At 73.1% G+C, this 22270-nt stretch carries 20 protein-coding genes; 18 read left to right on the plus strand and 2 right to left on the minus strand.

Features of this window, described 5'->3' with window-relative positions:
* Positions 1-341: 341 nt before the first annotated feature.
* Together ACFCV8_RS11825 and ACFCV8_RS11830 are read left to right on the plus strand one after the other, a co-directional pair.
* A complete protein-coding gene (locus ACFCV8_RS11825; protein WP_376685192.1) occupies positions 342-935 on the plus strand; it encodes a TetR/AcrR family transcriptional regulator in 594 nt (197 codons plus the stop codon).
* 38 nt (positions 936-973) lie between these two features.
* Positions 974-1540 carry a DUF2087 domain-containing protein gene (locus ACFCV8_RS11830; protein ID WP_376685150.1) on the plus strand — a complete coding sequence of 189 codons (567 nt, stop codon included), beginning with the start codon at positions 974-976 and terminating at the stop codon, positions 1538-1540.
* Here ACFCV8_RS11830 and lepB read toward each other — a convergent pair.
* Positions 1524-2180, minus strand: a complete 657-nt coding sequence (gene lepB, locus ACFCV8_RS11835; protein WP_376685151.1) for a signal peptidase I — start codon at positions 2178-2180, stop codon at positions 1524-1526. The two genes, ACFCV8_RS11830 and lepB, sit on opposite strands and share 17 nt — an antisense overlap.
* 91 nt (positions 2181-2271) lie before the next feature.
* Positions 2272-3117, minus strand: coding sequence for a nucleotidyltransferase domain-containing protein (locus tag ACFCV8_RS11840; protein WP_376685152.1), 846 nt, complete (start codon positions 3115-3117; stop codon positions 2272-2274).
* Between the two features lie 378 nt (positions 3118-3495).
* Between ACFCV8_RS11840 and ACFCV8_RS11845 the strand changes: the two genes are divergently transcribed.
* From ACFCV8_RS11845 to ACFCV8_RS11920, 16 genes are all read left to right on the plus strand, one after another.
* Positions 3496-4392, plus strand: a complete 897-nt coding sequence (locus tag ACFCV8_RS11845; RefSeq protein ID WP_376685153.1) for a helix-turn-helix transcriptional regulator — start codon at positions 3496-3498, stop codon at positions 4390-4392.
* Between the two features lie 81 nt (positions 4393-4473).
* Entirely contained in the window at positions 4474-4995 is a 522-nt protein-coding gene (locus tag ACFCV8_RS11850; protein ID WP_376685154.1) for a hypothetical protein, read from the plus strand.
* 18 nt (positions 4996-5013) lie between these two features.
* Positions 5014-5712, plus strand: coding sequence for a class I SAM-dependent DNA methyltransferase (locus tag ACFCV8_RS11855; RefSeq protein WP_376685155.1), 699 nt, complete (start codon positions 5014-5016; stop codon positions 5710-5712).
* Positions 5709-6341 carry a hypothetical protein gene (locus ACFCV8_RS11860; protein WP_376685156.1) on the plus strand — a complete coding sequence of 211 codons (633 nt, stop codon included), beginning with the start codon at positions 5709-5711 and terminating at the stop codon, positions 6339-6341. The genes ACFCV8_RS11855 and ACFCV8_RS11860 overlap by 4 nt, the downstream gene beginning before the upstream one ends.
* Before the next feature lie 33 nt (positions 6342-6374).
* A complete protein-coding gene (locus ACFCV8_RS11865) occupies positions 6375-7721 on the plus strand; it encodes a hypothetical protein (RefSeq protein ID WP_376685157.1) in 1347 nt (448 codons plus the stop codon).
* Positions 7722-7725: 4 nt separating this feature from the next.
* A complete protein-coding gene (locus tag ACFCV8_RS11870) occupies positions 7726-9009 on the plus strand; it encodes a hypothetical protein (RefSeq protein ID WP_376685158.1) in 1284 nt (427 codons plus the stop codon).
* 82 nt (positions 9010-9091) lie between these two features.
* Positions 9092-9913, plus strand: a complete 822-nt coding sequence (locus ACFCV8_RS11875; RefSeq protein ID WP_376685159.1) for a TauD/TfdA family dioxygenase — start codon at positions 9092-9094, stop codon at positions 9911-9913.
* A complete protein-coding gene (locus tag ACFCV8_RS11880; protein ID WP_376685160.1) occupies positions 9910-10611 on the plus strand; it encodes a hypothetical protein in 702 nt (233 codons plus the stop codon). Before ACFCV8_RS11875 ends, ACFCV8_RS11880 begins: the two co-directional genes overlap by 4 nt.
* Positions 10596-11744, plus strand: a complete 1149-nt coding sequence (locus ACFCV8_RS11885; RefSeq protein WP_376685161.1) for a hypothetical protein — start codon at positions 10596-10598, stop codon at positions 11742-11744. The genes ACFCV8_RS11880 and ACFCV8_RS11885 overlap by 16 nt, the downstream gene beginning before the upstream one ends.
* Entirely contained in the window at positions 11741-13060 is a 1320-nt protein-coding gene (locus ACFCV8_RS11890) for an aminotransferase class III-fold pyridoxal phosphate-dependent enzyme (protein WP_376685162.1), read from the plus strand. Before ACFCV8_RS11885 ends, ACFCV8_RS11890 begins: the two co-directional genes overlap by 4 nt.
* Before the next feature lie 10 nt (positions 13061-13070).
* Positions 13071-14450 carry a thymidine phosphorylase gene (locus tag ACFCV8_RS11895; protein ID WP_376685163.1) on the plus strand — a complete coding sequence of 460 codons (1380 nt, stop codon included), beginning with the start codon at positions 13071-13073 and terminating at the stop codon, positions 14448-14450.
* Positions 14443-15519, plus strand: coding sequence for a phenazine antibiotic biosynthesis protein (locus ACFCV8_RS11900; RefSeq protein ID WP_376685164.1), 1077 nt, complete (start codon positions 14443-14445; stop codon positions 15517-15519). Before ACFCV8_RS11895 ends, ACFCV8_RS11900 begins: the two co-directional genes overlap by 8 nt.
* On the plus strand, positions 15519-17036 hold the full coding sequence (locus ACFCV8_RS11905; RefSeq protein ID WP_376685165.1) for a carboxylesterase family protein: 1518 nt from the start codon (positions 15519-15521) through the stop codon (positions 17034-17036). The genes ACFCV8_RS11900 and ACFCV8_RS11905 overlap by 1 nt, the downstream gene beginning before the upstream one ends.
* 20 nt (positions 17037-17056) lie before the next feature.
* Positions 17057-20929: an ABC transporter ATP-binding protein gene (locus ACFCV8_RS11910; RefSeq protein WP_376685166.1), complete on the plus strand. Its 3873-nt coding sequence runs from the start codon at positions 17057-17059 to the stop codon at positions 20927-20929.
* Positions 20926-21960: a hypothetical protein gene (locus ACFCV8_RS11915; protein WP_376685167.1), complete on the plus strand. Its 1035-nt coding sequence runs from the start codon at positions 20926-20928 to the stop codon at positions 21958-21960. Before ACFCV8_RS11910 ends, ACFCV8_RS11915 begins: the two co-directional genes overlap by 4 nt.
* A gap of 54 nt (positions 21961-22014) precedes the next feature.
* Positions 22015-22191 carry a hypothetical protein gene (locus tag ACFCV8_RS11920; protein ID WP_376685168.1) on the plus strand — a complete coding sequence of 59 codons (177 nt, stop codon included), beginning with the start codon at positions 22015-22017 and terminating at the stop codon, positions 22189-22191.
* Positions 22192-22270 lie beyond the last annotated feature (79 nt).

A 22270-nucleotide genomic window follows, 5' to 3' on the forward strand; every position in this document is an offset into this window, starting at 1 on the left:
GCCCGTCCGCGCGGACGGGCCCCGCGCCTACCCCGCGCCCCGCGCCCCGTCGGCATGCTCCAGGGGGCGTCGGTCCACTGCCCGAGGCGGATCCGTCGTTCGCCTCGCCACCGCCACTCGCTCCCGTCGGGCCCGTTCGGCGACGCCGTGCCCACCGTGCCTGGGGCAGCGTGGGCATTTCCGCACTCCTGAAAAATCGTTTCGGATACAGGCCTGCATCCGCATACGGTTCTGTATCCGAAAGCACCTCACGGAGCAGCACAGCGCACAGGAGGGAGGCGGTCGTCATCGCCGAACGGCTCACCCGGCAGCAGAGTCGGGAGATCACCCGTGAACGGCTGCTGCGAGCGGCGGCCGGGCTCTTCGCCGACCAGGGCGTCAGCGGCACGTCGGTGGAACAGATCGTGGAGGCCGCCGGGTACACCCGGGGTGCGTTCTACGGCAACTTCGACGGCAAGCACGAACTCGTCCTCGCCCTGCTGGAGGAGCGGACGCGGCACGAGCTGGCGGAGATCCTGGCGATGAACGCCGGGGCGGGCACCTTCGACGAGGTCCTCGGCCGCCTCCGCGCCTGGCACCGCCGCCGTGACGAGAACCTTGTCGGATGGCTCGCGCTGCGTACCGAGCTCTGGCTCTACGCACTGCGCGATCCGCAGCTGCTGCCCGTACTGGCGGAGCGTGAGCGCCGCTCCCGGGAGGCCATCGCCCGCTCACTGGAGCAGGGCTTCACCGAGCGCGGCATCACCGTGCCGGTTCCCGTGGAGCAACTCGCCCTGATCGTTCACGCGTTGGACGACGGGCTGTCCATCCAGCGCGTTCTCGCCCCCACCGACAGCGGCCCGGACTCCGTCGTGGACGCGGTGGAGCTCCTGCTCGCGTCCTGGGCCGCGCTCGCCCGTACCACCGAAATCCCTCGCGAAGGTCCCTCGTCATGAGCGACGGCACGGACCGGACCAGAATGTGGAGCACTCCCATGACAACCGGTGAACCCGCCCTCGGCCCCGACACGTTCACCCTCGCACTGGCCGACCCGACGGCACGCCGGGTCTTCTGCGCGGTCGCGCTCGGCTCGTCCGGCCCGTCCGCGATCGTCTCGGCCACGGGGCTCGACGTCCCGGTGGCGGCCAAGGCCATCGGAAAGCTGACCCGGGAGGGGCTGCTCGTGCCCGGGGACGGCGGCGGCCTCGTCGTCGACGAGGCCGCCGTGGCAGGGGCGGCGCGGACCGCCGCGCGCCGCCGGGAGGAGGAGGCCGCCGCCGAGCAGCCCGATCCCCGGCTCCGCGGTCTCGTACGCGGCCGGGTCCTGCTGCGGCTGCCCGAAGAGGCGGAGCCCGAGGCCCGGGAGGCGGTGCTGCGGCATGTGGCCGGGGCAACCTTCGCGCAGCCGGGCGAGCAGTACGACGAGCGCACGGTGACGGAGCTCCTGGAGCCGTGGTGCGAGGCGGGGGCCACGGACGCGGTGTCGCTGCGCCGGGCCCTGGTCGACCTCGGGGTGCTGCACCGCGAGTCGGGGAACTACCGCCTCACCACCGCCCCGTAACCGCCGGTCGCGTCGCGGCGCTCCGCTTGGCCGCGTACCCGGCGATCCACAGGCCGAACCCGGTCAGGGTCAGTACGCCGCCGAGGGCACCGAGCGCCAGCGTCGCCGCCGGGGCGGTGAAGTCCTTCCGTACCCGTCCGAGCACCCCGGAGGCCGCGACACTGCCCGACCGCTCGTCGAGGAAGAACCGCGAGTCGTTCGCGTTCCCCCGGTTGTCGCCCAGCAGGAACAGCCGCCCGTCCGGCACCCTCACGTCGTACGGGTCCAGTGCCGGGGGCATCGCGTCGCGCCGCACGTACGGTTCGGCGACCGGCTTCCCGTTCACCGTGACCCGGTCGCCGTCGGACACCACGTGGTCGCCGCCCGTCCCGATGACCCGCTGGAGGGCCGGCAGGTCCCCGTAGCGGCCGGGCACCCGGACGAGCACGACGTCGCCCCTGCGTATCCCACCCGCACCGACGCGCTCGGCGACCAGCCGCTCGCCCATGCGGTACGTGGGCTCCATCGCCCCGCCCGAGACGGTGATCCCCTGGTAGTTCACGAAGAAGTACCCGATGCCTCCCGCCGCCAGGACCAGCCCGAGCGGCACCAGCGCCCGGGCCGTGACCCTGAGCCGGAAGCCCGCCGTCCGCTGCCGCATGAACCGTTCCTCCCCCGAACCGCCCATGGGCAGGCGGACCAGCAGAGGACAGGAGAACGGCGGACGCGGGCCGCCCCCGGGTCCCCGGCCGTCAGCCCTCCGTTCCCAGGCCCACGCAGAGGCGGGCGAGGTCGAGCGAGCGCTCCAGGTCCTCGCGGCTCCAGGTCCCCGCGGCGTCCGCGCCCCGGCGGGCTTCGAGGACCCGGGTGAGATGCGGGCGGAACTCCGGGGATTCGTCTGCCGCCAGCTCGCCGCCCTCGGACTTCGAGACGATGCGGCCGGTGCGTACCGTCGCCAGCAGGCGGGCCGGTCCCAGGGACATCCACTCGACCTCGAACGCGGACACCGGGCGGGTCGCCCCGTCGGCCAGATGGATCCGCTCGGACAGACCGATCCGATTGCGCCAGTACTGGTCGAGGTTGGCGCGGGAGAACCTGATCGCCCCCTCCCGCGCGGTCTCCGTCTCGATCGGGAACCCGGCGCTGCCCGGCTCCACCGCCGCCATCGCACCGTCCCCGGCGAGGGGGACGCGGACACCGCACTGGACGATGTTGAGCCAGGTCGGCCAGTTCATCGGCCCGTCCGTCGACTCGGGATGCAGGGCTCCGGCGACCGTCGCCACGACCGACCGGAGGGCATCGGGGCCCTTGGCCAGCCCGTCCCGCGTCACGTACATGGCGTCCACGGTGTGGCCGTACACGTCCTTGGACCGCTCGTGCAGCGGGGCGACGGCCTCGCGGGCCCGGGAGTCCAGGTCCCGCTCCACCACGCAGACGAGGTCGATGTCGCTGTCCGCCTGCCAGTCACCGAGTGACGCCGACCCCACCACCACGACATCGCGCAGGGTGTCGCCGAGGACTTCGGCCAGCCGGTGGGTGAAACGCCGTACGAGAATCCACGGTTCCTGACCGGAATCGACCGGAATTGAAGAATTCAACTCAACACCTTTCTTCATACTATTCTTCGCGCCTTTCCTCGCGCTTTTCATCGTACTTTCCTTGCGTCGTGCGCTACGGCGCACGCTCCGGCGACTTCGAACACATCGGCGCACGAGGTCAAGCGATTGGTCGCCCCCTATCAATGACAGTGATATTTCACCAGCGGCAGTATGTGACGGACTGCTCTTGGAGGCCACGAACCGAGTATTCACTAGAACGGGAGTCTGGAAATGCGGCGCAGCGGTGAGACGGTGCCGTTGGGTGGTGCCGTCCGACGGGGGAACCGGTGGACGACCGAAGGAGCCTTGTACGCGCCGGTGGCGGGGCGCATCGGTGATCCCAGATGCCAGGACCCGGCTCCGCGCGGTGTCCGTCCGATGCTGCGGACCGCCGAGCTGGGCAGTGTCACGGCGCACCGGATCACGTTCCGGGCGGCCGGCGCGCCTGCGCATGTACTGGAGGCCGATCCCGGGCGGCACGCGCTGGTGCTCAGCTCGTTCGGCGAGATCGAGGTGGCGCGGGCCGGGTGCGAGCTCGTCGTGCGGGACACGGCGGTGGCCCTGTGCGACACCCTGCTCCCCCTGGACATCGGCCCGGCGCCGGGGAACCGGGCGGCCGAGGCGGTCGTGATGGTCTTCCCGGGCTCCGCGGTGCCGACGGTCCACCCGGACACGGCCGGGTCGCAGCACAGGGTCCGCGACGCCGCCGGGTCCGGGCCGCTGCTCCGCTCGTTCCTGGTCGAGGCGGCGGGCAGGGCGGCCGGCCTGGGGGCGCCCGAGGTGGCCCGGTTCGGTGATGCCGCGCTGCAACTGGCCGCGGCGGTGCTCGAACGGCACTTCGTCGACGCCGGGGAGGTGTGCCCGCAGACCCAGCAGTACGAGCTGATAACGCGCATCCGCGGATTCATCGACCGCAATCTCGGCGACTGCGGTCTCACGCCGAGCCTAGTCGCCTCGGCCCATCACATCTCCATTCGCTATCTGCAGCGGCTGTTCAAGACGGAGGGCAGTACGCCGTCGGACTGGATCCGGCAGCGGAGGCTGGAGAACAGCCGTCGCGAACTCTGCGACACACGGCTGCGATCGGTGTCGGTCCGCGAGATCGGGCTGCGCAACGGATTCACCCAGCCGTCGGACTTCAGCCGGGTTTTCCGGGCCAAGTACGGGGTACCGCCGGGCAGATTCCGCGACGACTGGTTCCAGCGCGACGCGATCGGCCAATCAGGTGGTCGCGTCACGGCAATGACAGATCCTGCGGTGGCCAGAAAAATTTAGTAACGGCAGGAGAGCGAGAAAGCGAGAACCGGTTCGCCGTCGGCGTGCCCGGCTGATCCGTTTCGCAGGAGGAGTCACGCCGTGACCGTGCTGACGTCCAGGACAGATCTCAACATCGACCCTGACAAGCTCCGCGCGTCGGTGGCGAGCCTGCTGGAAAGGCATCCGCTGGTCTTCGAGGGGACCCGGCAGCTCGCTCTCCAGCACCGGCCGAATGCGCCGGACCCTTGGTACGAGGGCTGTATGCGGCAGTCGTTGATCTCCTCGGACACCGATTTCACCGAGGTGCACGCCGAACTCCGGGGCGAATATCTGGGCGAGGTCTTCGAGCGGCTGCCGTTCACGCCCGTCCGGACCAGAATCATGGCGCTGGACCCGAAGCACTGCTATTCGGTGCACCGCGACCTGACGCCCCGCTATCACCTCGCCGTGACCACGAGCGAGCATGCCCGGTTCGTCTTCGTCGAGCACGACAGAGTGGTGAACATCCCGGCCGACGGACATCTCCACTACGTCGACACCCGGCAGCTGCACAGCGCGTTCAACGGGGGTGACGACCTGCGCGTCCACATCGTTTTCGGGACGGACACCGAGCAGGAATAACGGGCGGAGGAGTCGGGCGTGACGAATTTGGTGGCGCATTGGGACCGCCGCGCCGAGCACTACGACGAAACACCGGGCAATTCGCTGACGCCCGAGCAGGCGGCGGCGTGGACGTCGATGCTGGCGGAGGTTTTCGCCGTCCGTTCGGGACGGCTTCTCGACATCGGCTGCGGGACGGGCACCTACACGCTGTTGTGCGCGGGGCTGGGCTTCGACGTCCACGGTGTGGACACCTCGGAGCGCATGCTCGCGCGGGCCCGGGAGAAGGCGCTCGGCAGGCGGGCCCCGGATGGCGAAGGCCGCACCGTCACCTTCTCCCGGCTCGACGCGGAGAACGCGGCGAGCGCAGTGGACGCGGCGAGCGCGGAGGGCACGGAGGAACCGGCGGGCATCGGCGGGCCGTACGACGCGGTGTTCTCCCGGAACGTGCTGTGGACCATGGCCGATCCCGGACGACTGGCCGAGACAGTCGCGGCGCACACGACGGCGTCCGCCGTCTGGGTCGCCGTCGAGACGATCTGGGACGGCCGGCCGAACGGTGACTTCCGGGAGGCGGGCAAGGAGTTGCCGGGGTTCGGCGGCTGGCACCCCAATGTGCTGCGCGACGTCTTCGTGCGGCACGGGTTCGCCGGTACCACCTGGTCCGGCATCTCCAACCGGCCGGAGCTGGCGACGGCGGACCAGGACCTCCACGTGATGTTCCGGGTGAGCCGATGATCACCATCGTCACGGGCCCCTGGGCGCTGCCGAGGATGGAGATCGCGCAGGCGGTCGCCGCCCGGCTCGGCGGACGGCCGGGCAGCCCGGCCGGGGTCGAGGTCGTCGACGGGGAGCAACTGGGCTTCGCCCTCATGGAGTTCCGCCCGGGCCTGCCGGAGGATTTCCAGGAGGACCCCGTCTGGCAGGCGCTGTTCACCACACTGTGCGTCCACACCGCCCGGCACAGCGCCGACGGCCGCGTGCTGGCTCCCATGAACATCCACTGCGGCGATCGGCTGGCCCGCACGCGGGCCGACATCGCGGCCCGGGGTGCGGCGGTGCGGGTGATCGGGCTGCGGGCGTCGCGGGAGTACTGCGAGCGGCTGGCCGACACCTTCCCGTTCTTCGAACGGGATTCGCCGGACTACCACCGCGTACGGAACTGGCAGCTGGCGCGGCTGGACGCGTACCTGTCGTTCGTCGAGGACCCCGGGGCGCCGGTCGACCGCTGGGTCGGCCTCCTGCCGGAGGAGTCGTCGGAGCGGGTGGTCTCGTCGATCGCCCGGACGGTGACGGCTCTCTCACCGAAGCCGGAGCCGGAGCCGACGTCGGCGTCGGCGTCCGCGTCGACGTCGGCGGAGTGCTGAGTGGTGCCCATGACGGTCTGTCCGGAGGAAGTCATGACACACGCCCAGGACACCGAGTACGCGGACGCGGAGCGCGCGGACGCGGATTGTGTGGTGGCGTACCGGCGTCTGCGGAACGGGGTATGCACGCCGCACCAGATCGGCTACGGGCGCAACATGTACCCGGCCGCCCCGGAGCTCGTGGCGCAGGTCCGGTCGCTGGTCACCGTGCTGTTCGAGCAGCAGCGCATGACGGACTACTCGACCGCGTTCGACGGCTCCGACCGGCAACTGATCAGTGCGCTCACCGCCCGGTGGCTGGACCGTCACGACATCGGACCCGGCGATGTGTTCGTCATGTCCGGTTCGACGGAGGCGATCAGTGTGGTCACCGGCTATCTCGCCGGACGGGGGTACGAGTACGTGCTGCCGCTGCCCTGCTACTACGCCTTCGAGCAGTCCGCCCGCCGCCGGCGCATGCCGGTCGTCGCCCACTACAACGGCGCGGGCCGACTGCACGGCGGCCGGCCGCACGGCGCCCCGTCGGGTGCGCCCCGCGCCCTGGTCGACATCGTGCCGAACGGGGTGACCGGCCGGCGCTTCCGGCTGCCCGACGGGGCGGGCGAGGACTTCCGCGTCCTCGACTCGGTGTTCCAGGTGTCCGCGGCCACCGCCGAAGGGTGCGCGGTGGACGACGGACATCTGCTCGACGCCGTCCGGGACCTCGACCTCGGCCGGGGCTGCGTGATGCTCACCGCGAGCAAGGACCTGTCCGTACCCGGGCTGCGCGCGGGCCTGCTGATCACCCGGAACCCCGGCCTGCGGCGGTACCTGGAGGCGGACCGGTTCGAGCGCTGCTACGCGCTGAGCCCCCTGTCCACCGCGGTCGTCGCGCTGTACGTCGCCCTGATGTGCGCCCGGTCGGCGCGGCGCGGCGGCACGGTGGCGGCGCGGCCCCGGCTGCTTCCCCCCGAGGTCGCGCCGGTCCGGCCGGATGCCGACGACCCCCTCGTCCGGATGCTGTGGCGCTCGCCGGTCGTCGACACCCTCGACCGCTGTCTGCGGGGCATGGCGCGGCACTACGCCACCGTCCTCGCGGTCTACCGGAGCCGGCTGGTGCCGCTGGGCATCGATCCGGCATCCCGGTGTCCGGAGACCGGCTACTCGCTGTTCCTGCCGCTGCCGGTCCGGGTCGACGGGCCGGAGGGCGCGGTCGAGTGGTGCAACCGGGTCGGCCGGGAGGCGGGGCTCAAGCTCAACCCGGCGGCGATCTTCGGGGGCAGCGACGAGCCGTGGGCCGCCCTGTACGACTGCACCCGCCCCTGGGTGCGGTTCAACTGTTCGGTCGCGGAGCCGGATGCCGTGGGCACCGTGAACATCCTCGAAACGGCGTTGGGGTGATGAGGTGACGGAGGAAACCGGCGGAAGGACAGCGGCGGGCGCCGACCCGCTGATGCTGGGCAGGGCGATAGCCGACGCCGACCGGCGGGCCGCACACGCCCTCAACCTCGTACCCAGCGAGAACCGGGTCTCGCCCCTGGCCTCGGTGCCGCTGGGCTCCGACTTCTCCAACCGGTACTTCTTCAACACCGCGGGCGACCCGCTGTTCTGGGAGTTCCGCGGCGGGGAGGACATCGCGCACATCGAGGCCCTCGGGTCGGGGGCGCTGAAACGGATGGCTTCGGCGCGGTACTGCAACGTGCGGCCGATCTCGGGGATGAGCGCGATGATCCTCACCGTCGCCGCACTGTCCGCACCGGGCTCGGCCGTGATCAGCGTCGACCAGGACTCCGGCGGCCACTACGCCACCCCGGCGCTGCTCGGCAGACTGGGCCGGCGGTCCCGGCTGCTCGGCTGCCCGGGCGGCCGGGTCGACACCGCGGGACTGGCCCGGGCGCTCGCCCCCGGCGACGTGGATCTGGTCTACGTGGACGTGCAGAACTGCGTCAGGGTGCCGGACTTCGCGGCGATGTCCGATGTCGTACGGAAGGTCAGCCCGGCCACCCGGCTGTACGTGGACGCCAGTCACTATCTCGGGCTCGTCCTCGGCGGGCTCGTGGACAACCCCCTGGAGTGCGGGGCCGACGCCTTCGGCGGCTCGACCCACAAATCGTTCCCGGGGCCGCACAAGGGCGTGATCTTCACCGACGCCGAGGAGATCGACGAGAGCCTGCGCGCCGCCCAGTTCGACCTGGTCAGCAGTCACCACTTCGCGGAGACGCTGGCGCTGTCCCTGGCCGCGCTGGAGGTCGAGCCCCGGATCGCGGACTACGCCCGGAGCACCAACGACAACGCGCGGCGGCTCGCCGCCGCCCTGGCCGACGCCGGGTTCCGGGTCCACGGCGACCCGGGCTCCGGTTACACCGACACGCACCAGGTGTGGGTGGCGATGGACGGCCCGGCGGCCGCGTACGCCCTGTCGAACCGGCTGGCCGAGGCGGGCATCAGGGTCAACCTGCAGTCGTCGATGCCCCGGATGCCCGGCGTGCATCTTCGCCTCGGGTCCAACGAGATCACCTTCCAGGGCGCCGGGCCTCAGGCGATCGAGGAGCTGGCCCGCGCCCTGGCCACGGCGCGGGAACGGCCGCTCGGGCCACGGACGGTGAGCGGTATCCGGGCCCGGTTCGGCCCGCCCTTCTACACCGATCCCGAGAAGCTGAGAGTGGAGGCCGGGCTGTGCACGTGCTGACCGGAAGGCCCCGCGGTGCCGGGGCGGGGATCGTGGCCGGGCGGACCGCCCCGGGCGTGCGGGGGCGCGTGGCATGCGACTGATGACGTCCGATTACACGGAGCTGGCCGCGTCCGGCCGCGGTTGCGTGAGCGATCTGCTGCGGCCCGAGCGGACGCACGAGCTGCTGGAGACGTACGGCTTCGCGGTGACCCGGAGCCCGGCCGGGGCCGTGTCCGCCGACGACGCCCACCGGGAGATGGCGGCGGTCCGCGCCGACTTCGGCCTCGGGGAGCCCTACGCCCCGCTCCTGTACCGCGACCGGGGCACCCCGCCCGTCACCGAGGTGACGCGGAAGGCCGATTCGGACCACCCGGCGTTCCACACCGGCGCGGCGCAGGGCTGGCACACCGACGGGCTCCTGGAGGACATCGGGACGATCCGGACGACGCTGCTGTACTGCGTTCGCCCGGCGGCCGGCGGAGGCCGGACGTTCCTGCTCAACGCGGGCCGGGTCTTCGAGGAGCTGCGGCAGCGGGACCCCGAGGCGGCCGGGGTGCTGCTGCGGGGCACGATCCTCGGCAGGCGGTCGACGATCCCCGGGGTGGTCCGCGAGGCCGTCGGGCCCGTCTTCGCCGCGCTCGGGGACGGCCACTACGCGACCCGGTACGGCGAGGGGCAGGTCGAGCGGTGGTACCCGAGGGACGCCGCGGAGCAGCGGTGCCTGGCCCGCGCGCTCCGTTACTTCAGGACCCGGCGGGACGATCCGGACGTCCGGATCGATCTGCTCCTCCGGTCCGGCCAGTGCCTGATCTTCCGCAACGACGTGCTGGCCCACGGCCGGGAGTACTTCACCGACGACCCCCGCTGTCCGCGCCTGCTCCTGCGGAGCCTGCACACCGACGCCCCGGGGCGTGCGTCATGAGGGCCTCCGTCGTCGTCCCGATGGCCGGGCAGGGGTCGCGCTTCGGAGCGCCGTACCCCAAGGAGCTGCACGTCGTGGCACCGCACCGCACGGTGCTGCACTGCTGCCTCGAACCGCTGACCGCGCTCGAGCTGACGCAGGTACGGATCGTCTGCGTGGTCGGCCCGGACCGGGCCCGGTCCATGGACGTGATCGCGCGGGAGCTGGGCGGGCGCGGCGCGGAAGTGGTCTTCACCGTGCAGAACCGGCGGCGGCACGGGCCGGGTCTGGGCGGTGCCGTCCGCGCCGGACTGCCCTACTGCGACGGGGTCACCGCCCTGGTGCTCCCCGACCAGATCTTCACCACCAGAGAGCCGGACGACTTCGCGGAGGCGATGGACATGGCGCGGCAGCACGGCCGCTCGGCACTGGTCCACCCGACCACGGACCCCGAGGCGCTGCGCGCCGACGGTGCGGTGACGCTCGACCGGGAGGCCGGTGTCATCGCGGCGTGCGAGGAGAAACCGGAGCGGGACCTGGGCCGGTTCGACGGGCTGTGGGTGGTCCCGATGGTCTCCCCCGGCCGGCGGGAACTGCTGCCCCTGGTGGCGACGGAGCCGGAGCGCGTCCTGACCGGCGCCCCCTTCGTCGAGGTCGACGCCTACGTCAATGTGACGCGGCCGTCCGATGTGTGGGGCCTTCGATGCCCGACGTACTGATGGACTGCACCGGGCACCGGGTCGACTGGACGTCGCTGGGCGGGATCGGGCTGCGCGCGCGGGAACTGGCCTCGGAGATCGCCCGGGTCGCCGACGTCACGGTCTTCTCCCCGGGTTCGCTGCCCGAACAGCTCGGTGCGGGCGTCCGGCTGGTGACCCGGGAATCCGCCTGGTCCGGTGAGCTGCGCCGCAGCGACCTGGTCTACTCCTTCGACTCGCCGTCCCCGGAGCGGCTTTCGGCGGTGGTCGACAGCGGCAGGCCGATGATCGTGGAGAACGCCCCGCCGCTCGAACACGCGCTGTACCCCTCGCTGGCACGGCGCGCGGACCGCGAGAGCCTGTACCGGAGCACGGTGGAGGCGTACCGCCGCCAGCTGGCGGGCGGGGCGTTCTTCACCTGCCGGTCGGCCGTGGAGCGGGCGACGCTGGTGGCGAACCTCTGTGTCACCGGGCGGGTGACGGTGGCGGCGATGCGGGAGTCCGGTGCGCTGGACGGGCTGGTCTCCACGATCCCCATCGGGTTCTCGGATTCCGCCGCCGCGGCGGCCCGGCGTCAGCTGTCCGGGGTGGACCGGGAGCGGTCGTTCCGGGTGATCTGGTCGGGCGGACTCTGGACGTACCTGGACCCGCTGTTCGCGCTGGAGGCCGTACGGCTGGCCCGGAGCGGCGGGGTCCCCGTGGAGCTGGTGTTCCTGTACGGGCGGGAGAACGCGGACAACGCGGCGGTCCTGTCCGGACTGCTCGGCGCCGTCGAGAAGTACGGGTGCGGCGGCTTCGTGACCGTACGCCGGGCACCGCTGGGCCGGGCGGAGTACTTCCGGGTGCTGGCCGGGGCGTCCGCGCTGATCTGCTTCGGGCGTCGCGGCGTCGAGAACGACACGTGTGTGCGACTGCGGGCCAGGGACTCCCGGCTGTTCGGTCTGCCGACCGTGCTCGACCGGCACGGCCCCACGTTCGACGAGCTGACCAGGGACGGGCTGGCCCACGGCGCGGACGACCCCGAGGAGGCGGCCGCCGCGCTGGCGGCGATCCACCGCCGGCACGGCGATCGGGCGCCGCTCGACGCGTACGCCTACCGCCGTACCACGCGCGATCTGTGCGCGTGGATCGAGAAGGGGAAGGGGGAACGATGAGTTCCGGGGACGAGAGGGAAGTGCGGGAAGGCCGGGGCGAGCGGGACGGGCGGGGGAAGGCGGTTTCGGCCCTGGGGCGTCCCTGGCGGGCCCCCCTCGACCATTCCGGGCCGGTGTTCGTCGCCGGGCGGGGTGCCTGGCTGGTCGACCGGTCCGGGCACCGGGTGATCGACGCGACGTCCGGTGCGCTCAACGTGTTCTGCGGGCACGGTGTCGAGCCGGTCGTGGACGCCTTTCTGGCACAGTTGAGAACGCTGGCCCATGTCGACATGGCGCAGGGGCTGGCCGGGCCCGCGCACCGGCTCGCGGACGGGCTCCGGGACATCCGGGGGCACGGCGGTGAGCGTTTCTTCTTCGCCAACAGCGGTTCGGAGGCGATCGAGCTGGCCGTCGGGCTCGCCTCGCGGTACTGGGCGGCGGTCGACGAGCGGCGGACGGACATGGTCGCCTTCGAGCGCGGCTACCACGGCTCGACCGCGCTGTGCCAGGCGCTGTCCGGACTGCCGCAGACCGGTCACGCCCCCGGCCAAGGCTCGGTCCGCGTCCACCATCTGACGTTCGGCGGATTCATCGGGGCCGGGCAGCGGTCGGAGGCGGCGCGGGCGTACATCACCGCGCGGCTGCGGTCGCTGCTGGCCGGTTCGGCGGCGGGCACGGTGCTGATCGAGCCGTTCCTGAACGTCGGCGGCGGCATCCGGCTCCCCGAGGGGCTGCTCGGTGACGTCCGCCGTGTCTGCGACGAGTACGGGGCGCTGCTGGTGCTGGACGAGGTGTTCACCGGGATGGGCCGGACCGGGGCGTGGTTCGCGCACGAACACCCCGGCGTGCGCCCCGATCTCACGGCGTTCAGCAAGGGGCTGACCAACGGGGTGTGCGCGCTGTCCGCGGTCGCGGCCGACCGCCGCGTGCTGGACCGGCTTCCCGCCGGGAGCATCGTGCCGTACGGCCACACGATGTCGGCCTCGGCGGCGGCCTGCGCGGCGGCGAGCGCGACGCTGGAGCACATCCGCCGGACCGGGGCCGTCGAAGCGGCCCGGGCGAGCGGCGCGCGGCTGCTCGGCGCGCTGGAGCGGGAGCTGAGCGGCACCGACGGCGTGGTCGACGTGCGGGGGCACGGCCTGGCGCTGAGCGTCGAGCTCGACGGCCCCGACTGCGCCGGGAGCGTCCAGCGGGTGGTCTACGACCTCGGGGCCTACACCCGGCAGCAGGGCAGCACGGTGCTGCTCGCCCCGCCCGCCTGTCTGAGCGGTGCGGAGGAGGAGCGGCTTGTCGACCATCTGGTCACCGGGGTCCGCAAAGTGGTCGCAGCGCGGTGAGGAGCCGACGATGACGGACATGATCGGCGTCGACGACGCCCTGGAGCACATCGAGCGGCTTCGCCACGGCGAGGTGCTCACCACGGAGCGGGCGGCGCAGGTGCTCGCCCTGCACCGGGCCGGCGGGCTCGCCGACTACCAGCTGTCCGCCTGGCTGGCGACGATCGCGGCGCGCGGGCTGCGGTTCACCGAGACGGTGGCCCTGACCAGGGCGTACCTCGGCCCGGACCGGCGGGAGCCGGCGGTGCGCGGCGGCGGGCGGCCGGTCGTGGACAAGCACAGCACGGGGGGCATCGGCGACAAGACGACGCTGGTGGTGGTGCCGCTGGTCGCGGCGCTCGGGATCCGGGTGTGCAAGCTGAGCGGGCGCGGGCTCGGCATCGCCGGGGGCACGATCGACAAGCTGGAGAGCGTGCCGGGGCTCCGGCTGGAGTTCACCGAGGCGGAGCTGGCCGCTCGGCTCGCCACCGACGACGCGGTCATCGGGTCGTTCTCCGGGGAGCTGGTGCCCGGTGACACCGCGACGTACGGCCTGCGGTCGGTGAGCGGCTGCGTGCGGTCGGCGCCGCTGATCGCCGCGAGCATCGTCAGCAAGAAGGTGGCGGTCGGCGCGGACGCGGTGGTCTTCGACGTCCGGTACGGGGCCGGTTCGCTGGTGCCCGATCGCGGGGCGGCGCACCGGCTGGCGGGGCTTCTGGTGCGGCTCGGCGCCGAGTTCGGGCTGCGTTGCCGGGCGGTGCTCAGCGACGGCTCCGTACCCCTGGGCCGGGCCGTCGGCAACGCGGCGGAGGTCGACGAGGCGGTCGACTTCCTGCGCGGGCGCGGGGACCGGGGGCTGGCGGCGGAGTGCGAGGCCCTGGCCGTACAGATGGTGCGGGTGGCCGAGCCGGAGGAGCCGGAGGCCAGGATCCGGGAGCGGCTGCGCTCCGCGGTGGGTTCCGGGGCGGCGCTGTCGGTGTTCGTCCGGATGCTGACGGCGCAGGGCGGGGACACCGCGCCGGTCCTCCGCGGTGACGGGTACTGCCGGCCGGAGGTGCGGACGCTCGTGCGCGCCCGGCGGGCCGGGTGGGTCACGGACGTGTCGGCGCTCGACATCGGCCGGGCCGCGCTGAAGCTGGGCGCGGGCAAGGTGTTCGCGGGCGATGTCATCGACCCGCACGCCGGAATCCGGCTCGCCCGCCCGCTGGGCGAGCGGGTGGCCGAGGGGGACGTCCTCGCCGAGGTGTTCCACCGTGCGGGGACCGACGGCGGGGCGGCGGTGGAGCTGGTGGCCGGGGCGGTCCGGGTCGGCCCCCGGTCGGAGTGCCGGGTGCCGCGCGCGCCGGAAGCGGTGTCCGGGGCGGATGTCTTCGGGGACGTCCCCGACGGGACGGGGGCGGTCCATGTCTGAACCGATGACGGGCCCGGCCGCCGCGCCCGCCTCCGAGACGGAGCTGCGGGAGTACCTGGCGGCGATGATGCGCTGGCACTTCGGCGAGGAGACCGGCTCGCGGTTCTGGGTGGACCACCGCGCCGCGCTGCCCTTCGACCCGGTCGCCGACATCCGCACCTTCGACGACCTGTGCCGTTTCCCGTCCCGGGTGAACGAGCTGCGCGAGGCGAGGGTCGAGGACCTGGTCCCCCGGGGCCTGGCCGAGGAGCCACCGCCCTATGTGGTGGAGTCCGGCGGCACCACCGGCAGGCCCAAGCGCGCGGTCCTGTCCCGGATCCGGATCGAGCAGCTGGTCGATCTGTACTGCGCGTACGTGCCGGAGGCCGCGGGGCACACCATGCTCTCGCTGTTCCCGACCGGTCCCCACCTCGCGGGGAACTGGCAGCGGAGGTGGGCGCGGCGGCTGCGCGTGCCCTACCTCCAGGTGGACATCGATCCGCGGTGGGTGAAGTCCGGGATCGGGGCGGAGGTGCGGCGCCGGTACGTGGAGCACGTACTGGCCCAGGCCCGGGACGTGCTGCGCACCCAGCACGTCGGGCATCTGCTGGTGACCCCGCCGCTGCTGCGGGCGCTGGCCCGGTCCGAGGAGCTCGCGGAGCGGGTGCGGGCCACGGTGCGGGTCATCACCTGGGGCGGGGCCCGGATGAGCCGCGAGGAGGTGTACGAGTACGCGCGGCTGGTGTTCCCGGACGCCGTCTTCGTCGCCACGTACGCGAGTTCGATCACGGGTACCCGGGCGCTGCTGCGGCGTACGACGGCGTACGACGACCATCCGGTGTTCGATCCGGTCGGCCCCGAGCTGTTCGTCCGCGTCGTCGACCCGGGCACGCTCGGGCCGGTGCCGTACGGGGCCCGGGGCCAGGTGCTGATGCACACCGTCACCCGGGACATGTTCCTGCCGAACAACCTGGAGCGGGATCTGGCGGTGCGGGTGGCCCGGGGCGAGGAGTGGCGGGGCGACTCGGTCGCGGACGTCGTCCCGATGGCGGAGTTCGAGGGCAGCCGGGTCGTCGAGGGGATCTACTGATGGGCCGCGCGCGGGAGGGGCAGCGGGTCCCCGTCGTACGGGCGACCACGGCGGGCCGGGTCGGCGGGGTGCAGTACCGGCCCTCCGGCTCCGCCGTGTGGCGGGGCGTCCCGTACGGCACGGTCCGGCCGGACGGCGGCCGGTTCGCCGGGCCGGTGCGGCCGGAGCCCTGGGAGCGGGTGCGTCCGGCGCTGCGGCACGGCCCCGTGTCCTGGCAGCTCCCGCCCGTCCACGACCAAGCGTCCGGGACCCTGCGGGACTTCGGCTTCGCGCACACCGCCGGCCCGGAGCACGAGGACTGTCTGAACCTCGATGTGTACTCCCCCGACCCGGGGCGGGCGGGGCTTCCCGTGCTCGTCTGGTTCCACCCGGGCATGCAGGTCGCGGGGTCGGGGAACATGCCCGGCAGGCGTCCGGAGGTGCTGAGCCGCAACCACGGTGTCGTGGTGGTGACGATGAACTTCCGCCTGGGCTGCTGGGGCCACCTCTTCCTTGACGAACTGGACGAACTGGACGGACCGGCCGGACCGGCTGCCCTTGGCGGGCTTTCGGGGCAGGACACGGCCAATGTCCGGCTGCGCGACCAGGTCCTCGCCCTGACCTGGGTGAAGGAGAACATCGCGGTCTTCGGCGGCGACGCCGGCAACATCACCCTGTTCGGCGAGTCCGCGGGCGCGCACAACATCGGCTCCCTGCTGGGGTGCGGCGCCGCCGAGGGGCTCTTCGAGCGGGCCGCGCTCTACAGCGGTGGCTGCGAGAACGTGGTGACGCGGGAGGCGGCGACCGGCTTCGCCCGGGAGTTCCTGGAGTGCGCGGGCCTCACCGGCGCGCCCGGCCGGCTCCGCACCGTCCCGAACGTGCACCTGAGAATGGCGCACGAACGCCTGCTGAGGCGGCACGGGATCGTCCACTACCGGGACGTCGTGGACGGTACGTACCTGTCGCGCCCGCCGATCGGGGCGATCGCGGCGGGTACGTCGGGCGAGGTCGATCTCCTGGTCTCCAACACCGCGGACGAGGCCGGTCTGTGGGACCTCCTGATGCCGGGCGGGGCACGCGTGGTCGCGCACGGCGCGCGGACCGGCGTACCGGCCGCGCGGTACGGGACGGACCACGAGGCGTTCATCAACGCGGAGTTGTTCCTGCGCCCCTCGTGCGACCTGCTGCGGACGAAGTCCGCCTCGGGCAGCGGCCGGTGCTGGTACCAGGTGTACGACCACGTCCCGTCGGACCACGGCCTCGCCGACGTCGGCCGGGCGGTGCACGGCATGGACCTGGCGTCGCTGCTGCTCGACCTCTCCGCCCCCGGCACGGCGTCGGAGACGGACGTCACGGTGGCCCGCCATGTCCAGGGGGCGCTCGTGGAGTTCGCCCGCGGCAGGGGGCCGTCGAGCGGCGGGGTGCCCTGGCCCGTGTACGACCGCGCGGCGGAGCAACTCGTACGCATCGGCCGGGAGCCGCGGGTGGAGAGCGCCGCGTGGCCGCCGGACGACGACCACGCGGCAGTCGGCCGGTAACGGGGCGGGGGCGACGGGGAGTGCGTACGAGACTTCGGGCGGCGCCGTCGTGGGCGGCGCGGCTGCTCAGGTCGTGGGCCGCCGACCGGCGGGCGGCGGTCCGCGCCGTGGCGCTCGCGCTGGCCGGTGCCGGGATCGATCTCGCCACACCGCTGGTGATCGGGTCCGTGGTGGACAGGCTGTCCACCGGCCGGGCCGTCGCCCTCGGCACGCTCGTCCTGCTCGCGTTCGCCGCCGTGCTCAGGTTCGCCGTCCAGTTCGGCCAGCGGGCCACCGCGAGCCGGCTGGCGACGCGGGTGCAGCACGAACTGCGGGTGGCGCTGCTGGCGTCGCTGTGCCGCTACTCCGGTGAGCAGCAGGACGCGTTGCGGCGGGGCGAGGTGGTGTCGCGGTCGGTCGCCGATCTCCAGGTGATCCAGGCGCTGCTGGCCCTGGCCCCGCAGGCGGCCGCGGCGGTGTGCCATGTCACGGTCCAGGTCGTGATCATGTTCGTGCTCTCGCCGGTGCTGGCGCTGACCGCGCTCGTCGTCCTCCCGCTCGCGGGTGCGCTGGTGGTCCGTTCCCGGCGGCGGCTCTACGCGGCCACCTGGCTGTCCCAGCAGGCCGCCGCCGACCTGACCTCGTTCACCGGCGAGGCCGTCGCCGGGCTCCCCGTCACCAAGGTGTTCCGGCGCGAGGAGCTGATCGAGGGCCGCTTCCGGACCCTGGCCGCCGCGCTGTTCGGCCGGCGCCAGCGCGTCGCCCGGCTGAACTCCGTGTTCACCCCGGTCCTGATCACCCTGCCGCAGTGCGCGCTCGTCCTGGTCATCGGCGTCGGCGGGACGATGGCGCTGCGCGGCGACATCGGTGTGGGGACCTTCGTGGTGTTCGCGACGTATCTGCTCACCATGACCGGGCTGGTGCGGCTGCTGGCCGGGGTGGTCTCCGCGGTCGCGCTCGCCCGTTCGTCGGCCGACCGTATCCACGCGGTCATCGACAGCGGCTCCGGCCCCGACCCGGACGGGGCCGGGGCCGGAAGCAGGAGCGCGAGCAGGGGCGGCGAGGGTCCGGGGGTGGTGCTGACCGATGTGGGGCTGACGCTCGGGCCAAAGGCGCGGCACGTCCTGCGGGGCCTGAACCTCACGGTCGCGCCCGGGGAATGCCTCGGGGTCGCGGGCCGGGCGGGCTCCGGGAAGTCGGTCCTCGGGCTGCTGCTCCAGGGGCAGTACCGGCCCGGTTCGGGGCGGGTCGAGTTCGTCGACCGCGCAGGCCGCGTCGGGGCGCCGGCCCCGGGCGATACCGACGCCGTACTGGTGACGGAGGAGCCGTTCCTGTTCTCCGGCACCGTCCGGGACAACATCCTGCTGGGCCGGGACTTCCACGGCGGCCGGTACGCCTCGGCGGTCGCGGACGCCGCCGTGGACGCGATGCTGGACCGGATGCCCGACGGCGACCTGACCCACGTCGGTGAGGACGGGGCCCGGCTCTCCGGCGGCGAGCGGCAGCGGATCGCGCTCGCCAGGGCGCTGTACGACGCGCCGGGCCTGCTGCTGCTCGACGACGCGACCTCCGCCCTGGACACCCTGACGGAGGCGCGGGTGCTCGGCGCGCTGCGGCGGCGGCTCGGGACGGGGTGCACCGTCGTCGTGACCGGGCGGCGGCGCGCGGTGCTGGCGCTGGCCGACCGGATCGCGGTCCTCGAGGGCGGTCGCGTGGTCGAGCACGGCGGCGCCGCGGAGCTGATGGAACGTTCGGTGCGGCTGAGGGCCCTGATGGACGGGGCCGCCGGAACACCGACGCTCGGCGCCGACGAGGTCGCGGTCGGCGGGCCGGGCGCGCCCGGGGTGCCGTCGGCGTACGCCTCGCCGGGCCGGGTGCGCGCCGGGGCGCGGGGGAACGCGCCCGGGGCGTACGGCGCCCGGCTGCCCGAGGTGGTGGACGAGCCCATGGCCGCGGATCTCGAAACCGGGCGGCGCGACGGCCCGTTCGGCTTCGTGGAGGCGCTGCGGCCGGTCCGCGGGCCCGCTCTCGTGGCGGTCGCGTGCGTCGGCGTCGAGGTCGTCGCGGCCGTGACGCTCCCGGCGGTGGCCCGGGCCGTCCTCGGGAGTTCGGCGGAGGGTGACGCGGCGGCGGTCGGGGCGCTGTTCGCGCTGGGGCTCGCGGTCACCGCGGTGAGCTGGGTCGCGGGCTGGGGCACCATCCGTACGACCACCCGGGTCTGCGACCGGGTGCTGTTCGCCGTACGCCTGCGGTGCTTCCGGCACATCCAGCGGCTTCCGCTGTCGTACGTGGACCGGGTGCGGTCGGGCGGGCTGCTGACCCGGATGACGTCGGACATCGACTCGCTGTCCGCGTTCGTGCAGACGGGCCTGCTGTCCCTGACCGTCAATGTGCTGCTGGTGTGCGGGGTCGGTCTGGTCGTGGTGTGGATCGCGCCGGGCTGCTGGCTCGTCCTGGCGGGCGCGGGGGGTGTGGTGCTGGCGGGGGCGGCCGTGTTCCGGCGCGCCGTCTCCCGTTCGTACCCCAGGGCGCGGGAGCTGCTCGCGGCGGTCAACGCCGATCTGCACGAGAAGGCGCACGGCATCCGTACGGCGCAGATCTTCCGCTGCACCGGGCGGATCGTCGCGGAGTTCGCGCAGCGGTCGGCGGCGTACCGCGACGAACGCCTGCGCGGGCAGACGGCGGTGGCGTGGTTCTTCCCCCTGGTGGCGCTGGCCATCGACCTGGCGCTGGTCTGTGTGCTGCTGCCGGCCGCGGCGGACGGGCTGCCCTGGGCGGGCGTCTCCGACAGCGGGACCGTCGCCGCTCTCGTCCTGTACCTCTCCATGCTGTACTACCCGATCCAGCAGATCGCGACGGTCTACGACGGCGCCCAGCAGGCCCGGGTGGGCATCCGTCGCGTCAACGGGCTCCTGTCCGAACCACCGGAGGAACCAAAGGAAGAGCCGACGGAGGAACGGGCCGACGAGAGGGCCGAGGAGCGGGCGGAATCGCCGGTGGAGGAGCGGGCGGGGAGGCGGGCGGAGGAGCCGGCCGGTGCGGGTATCCGTTTCGACCGGGTCGGCTTCAGATACCGGGCGGACGCCCCGTACTCGCTCCTGGACGTCGTGCTCGACATCCCGCCGGGGATGTCGCTCGCCGTCGTCGGACCGACCGGCGCGGGCAAGTCGACCATCATCAAGCTGCTGGCGCGGTTCTACCGCCCGCAGCGGGGGACGATCCTCCTCGGCGGGGTGGACGTCGACGCGATCCCCCTGCGCGACTACCGGCTGCGGACCGCCATCGTGCCGCAGGAGGCCCATCTGTTCAGCGGCTCCGTCGGCGAGAACATCGCCTTCGGACGGCCCGGTGTGTCCGCCGCGGAGATCACGGCGGCCGTGCGGTCGCTCGGCGCGTCGGCGCTGCTCGACTCCCTGCCCGGCGGGCTGGACTACGACGTCGGCCCCCGGGGGGCCGCCCTTTCCGCCGGGCAGCGGCAAGTGGTCGCCGTGGCACGGGCGCTCGTGTCCCGCCCCGAGCTCCTGCTGCTGGACGAGGCCACCGGAGCACTGGACCTGGAAGCGGAGCGCAGCATCGTCCACGCCCTTCGCGACGACCGCGGCGGACGCAAGACCGTCCTGGTCGCCCACCGGCTCGCCACCGCCGCCCGGGCGGACGTCATCGCCGTGGTCGAGCGGGGCCGCCTGCTGGAGGTCGGCGGGCACGCGTCCCTGCTGCGGTCGGGCGGCCTGTACGCGGACCTCTGGGCGGCCTCCGACCGGTGGACGACCCGCGACGCACCCGCGGCACACGACCCGCGCAACTCGTACAACTCGCACGACGCACACGACGCACACGACGCACACGACGCACACGACGCACACGACGCACACGACGCGGCAACGATCGACCGAGGACAAGGAGGCGGGGCGTGAAGTCACTGACCTGCGGTGAGGGGTTCCGGTTCAACGGCGCGGTGTCGTTGCAGCGGGGCGAGAACTGGGTGGCGCCGTGGCGGGTGCCCTTCGAACGGGCCCGGTTGTACTTCCCCGAGGGCGGCATCGGACGGGCGGGGATGCCGTCCGGGGTGGCCCTCGTGCTGATGACGGACAGCGAGTACATCGAGCTGGACTACCTGTGCTCGCGGTGCCCGGACAACATCGTCGAACTCGCCGAGGACATCGAGCAGTTGGAGTCCGTGGACGTGGTGGTGGACGGGCGCCGTCTCGGCCGGCGCGCGCTGTCGACCTCCCGGGGAACGGAGACGTTGCGGCTCGCCCTCGGGGACGCGGGCGGGCGCGCGCGGCCGGTCGAGCTCTGGCTGCCGCTCTACGCCCAGTTCCGGCTGACCGGCCTGCGGATCGACGAGGGCGCGACCGCTTCCCTACCGGCGCCGAACCCGAAACGGTGGGTGCACTACGGCGGTTCGCTCTCGCAGGGCATGGGAGCGGACTCGCCCCTGACCAACTACGTCCAGTCGAGCCGGTGGCGCGACGACCTCGATCTGGTGTCGCTGGCCCGGGGCAAGGGCACGCATCTGGAGCCGGTGTTCGCGGATCTGATCACCGAGCTCCGGCCGCGGTACCTGACCATGGCGGTCGGCGGCATGATCTACCTGACCGGCTCGCTCAACCCGTACACGTACCTCACGAACATGCTCGGTTTCGTGAAGCGCGTCGTCGACGCCGTGCCCGACTGCGAGGTGGTCGTGATACTCGCACCCGCGAGCCCCAAGTTCCGCGACCGCAAGGGGCCGGGCGGGCTGACCGCCACGGAGTGGGCGACGGTGCACGACGCCGTCGTGGCGTCGGTCATGGAGTGGGGCGACGGCCGGGTCCACCCCGTGCGCCAGTGGTCGGACGTCGACGCGTCCGACTTCCTCGCCGACGGCATCCACCTGGCATCGGACGCGCACCGCCGGTACGGGGCGTACCTGGCGGAGCAGATCCGTACCCGCCTGGGGTGAGGGCGGGCAACCGACCGGCCGATCCGTTCGACAACCACGAGCAGGAGGAACACCGTGCAGGACGCTGAGCAGCCCCGCGACGACGAGCGCGACGAACCGGCGACGCCCGAAGCGGCCAGGCCCGCGGGGGCGCCCGCCGACGACGACGCCGACTGGTTCGACGACGTCCCCGAGGAGAACGTCGGGGCCGTGCTCTCGCTGGACGAACTGGCCCCGTACCCCGGGGTCTAGAGACCGGTGAGGAGCATCGTGGACCCTTCGTGCCCGCCCCCCGACCGAACCCCCGGACAAGCCTCCGGCCAAACCGCCG

Origin of the sequence: Streptomyces sp. NPDC056347, from assembly GCF_042262625.1 — a bacterium.
In the GTDB taxonomy this organism is placed as follows: domain Bacteria; phylum Actinomycetota; class Actinomycetes; order Streptomycetales; family Streptomycetaceae; genus Streptomyces.

Coding starts and splice junctions, on each gene's coding strand:
- ACFCV8_RS11890 (WP_376685162.1), top strand. CDS start 11,741: ATGAGTTCCGGGGACGAGAGGGAAGTGCGGGAAGGCCGGGGCGAGCGG.
- ACFCV8_RS11860 (WP_376685156.1), top strand. CDS start 5,709: ATGATCACCATCGTCACGGGCCCCTGGGCGCTGCCGAGGATGGAGATC.
- ACFCV8_RS11865 (WP_376685157.1), top strand. CDS start 6,375: ATGACACACGCCCAGGACACCGAGTACGCGGACGCGGAGCGCGCGGAC.
- lepB (WP_376685151.1), bottom strand. CDS start 2,180: ATGCGGCAGCGGACGGCGGGCTTCCGGCTCAGGGTCACGGCCCGGGCG.
- ACFCV8_RS11885 (WP_376685161.1), top strand. CDS start 10,596: ATGCCCGACGTACTGATGGACTGCACCGGGCACCGGGTCGACTGGACG.
- ACFCV8_RS11875 (WP_376685159.1), top strand. CDS start 9,092: ATGACGTCCGATTACACGGAGCTGGCCGCGTCCGGCCGCGGTTGCGTG.
- ACFCV8_RS11895 (WP_376685163.1), top strand. CDS start 13,071: ATGACGGACATGATCGGCGTCGACGACGCCCTGGAGCACATCGAGCGG.
- ACFCV8_RS11880 (WP_376685160.1), top strand. CDS start 9,910: ATGAGGGCCTCCGTCGTCGTCCCGATGGCCGGGCAGGGGTCGCGCTTC.
- ACFCV8_RS11905 (WP_376685165.1), top strand. CDS start 15,519: ATGGGCCGCGCGCGGGAGGGGCAGCGGGTCCCCGTCGTACGGGCGACC.
- ACFCV8_RS11845 (WP_376685153.1), top strand. CDS start 3,496: ATGCTGCGGACCGCCGAGCTGGGCAGTGTCACGGCGCACCGGATCACG.
- ACFCV8_RS11830 (WP_376685150.1), top strand. CDS start 974: ATGACAACCGGTGAACCCGCCCTCGGCCCCGACACGTTCACCCTCGCA.
- ACFCV8_RS11900 (WP_376685164.1), top strand. CDS start 14,443: ATGTCTGAACCGATGACGGGCCCGGCCGCCGCGCCCGCCTCCGAGACG.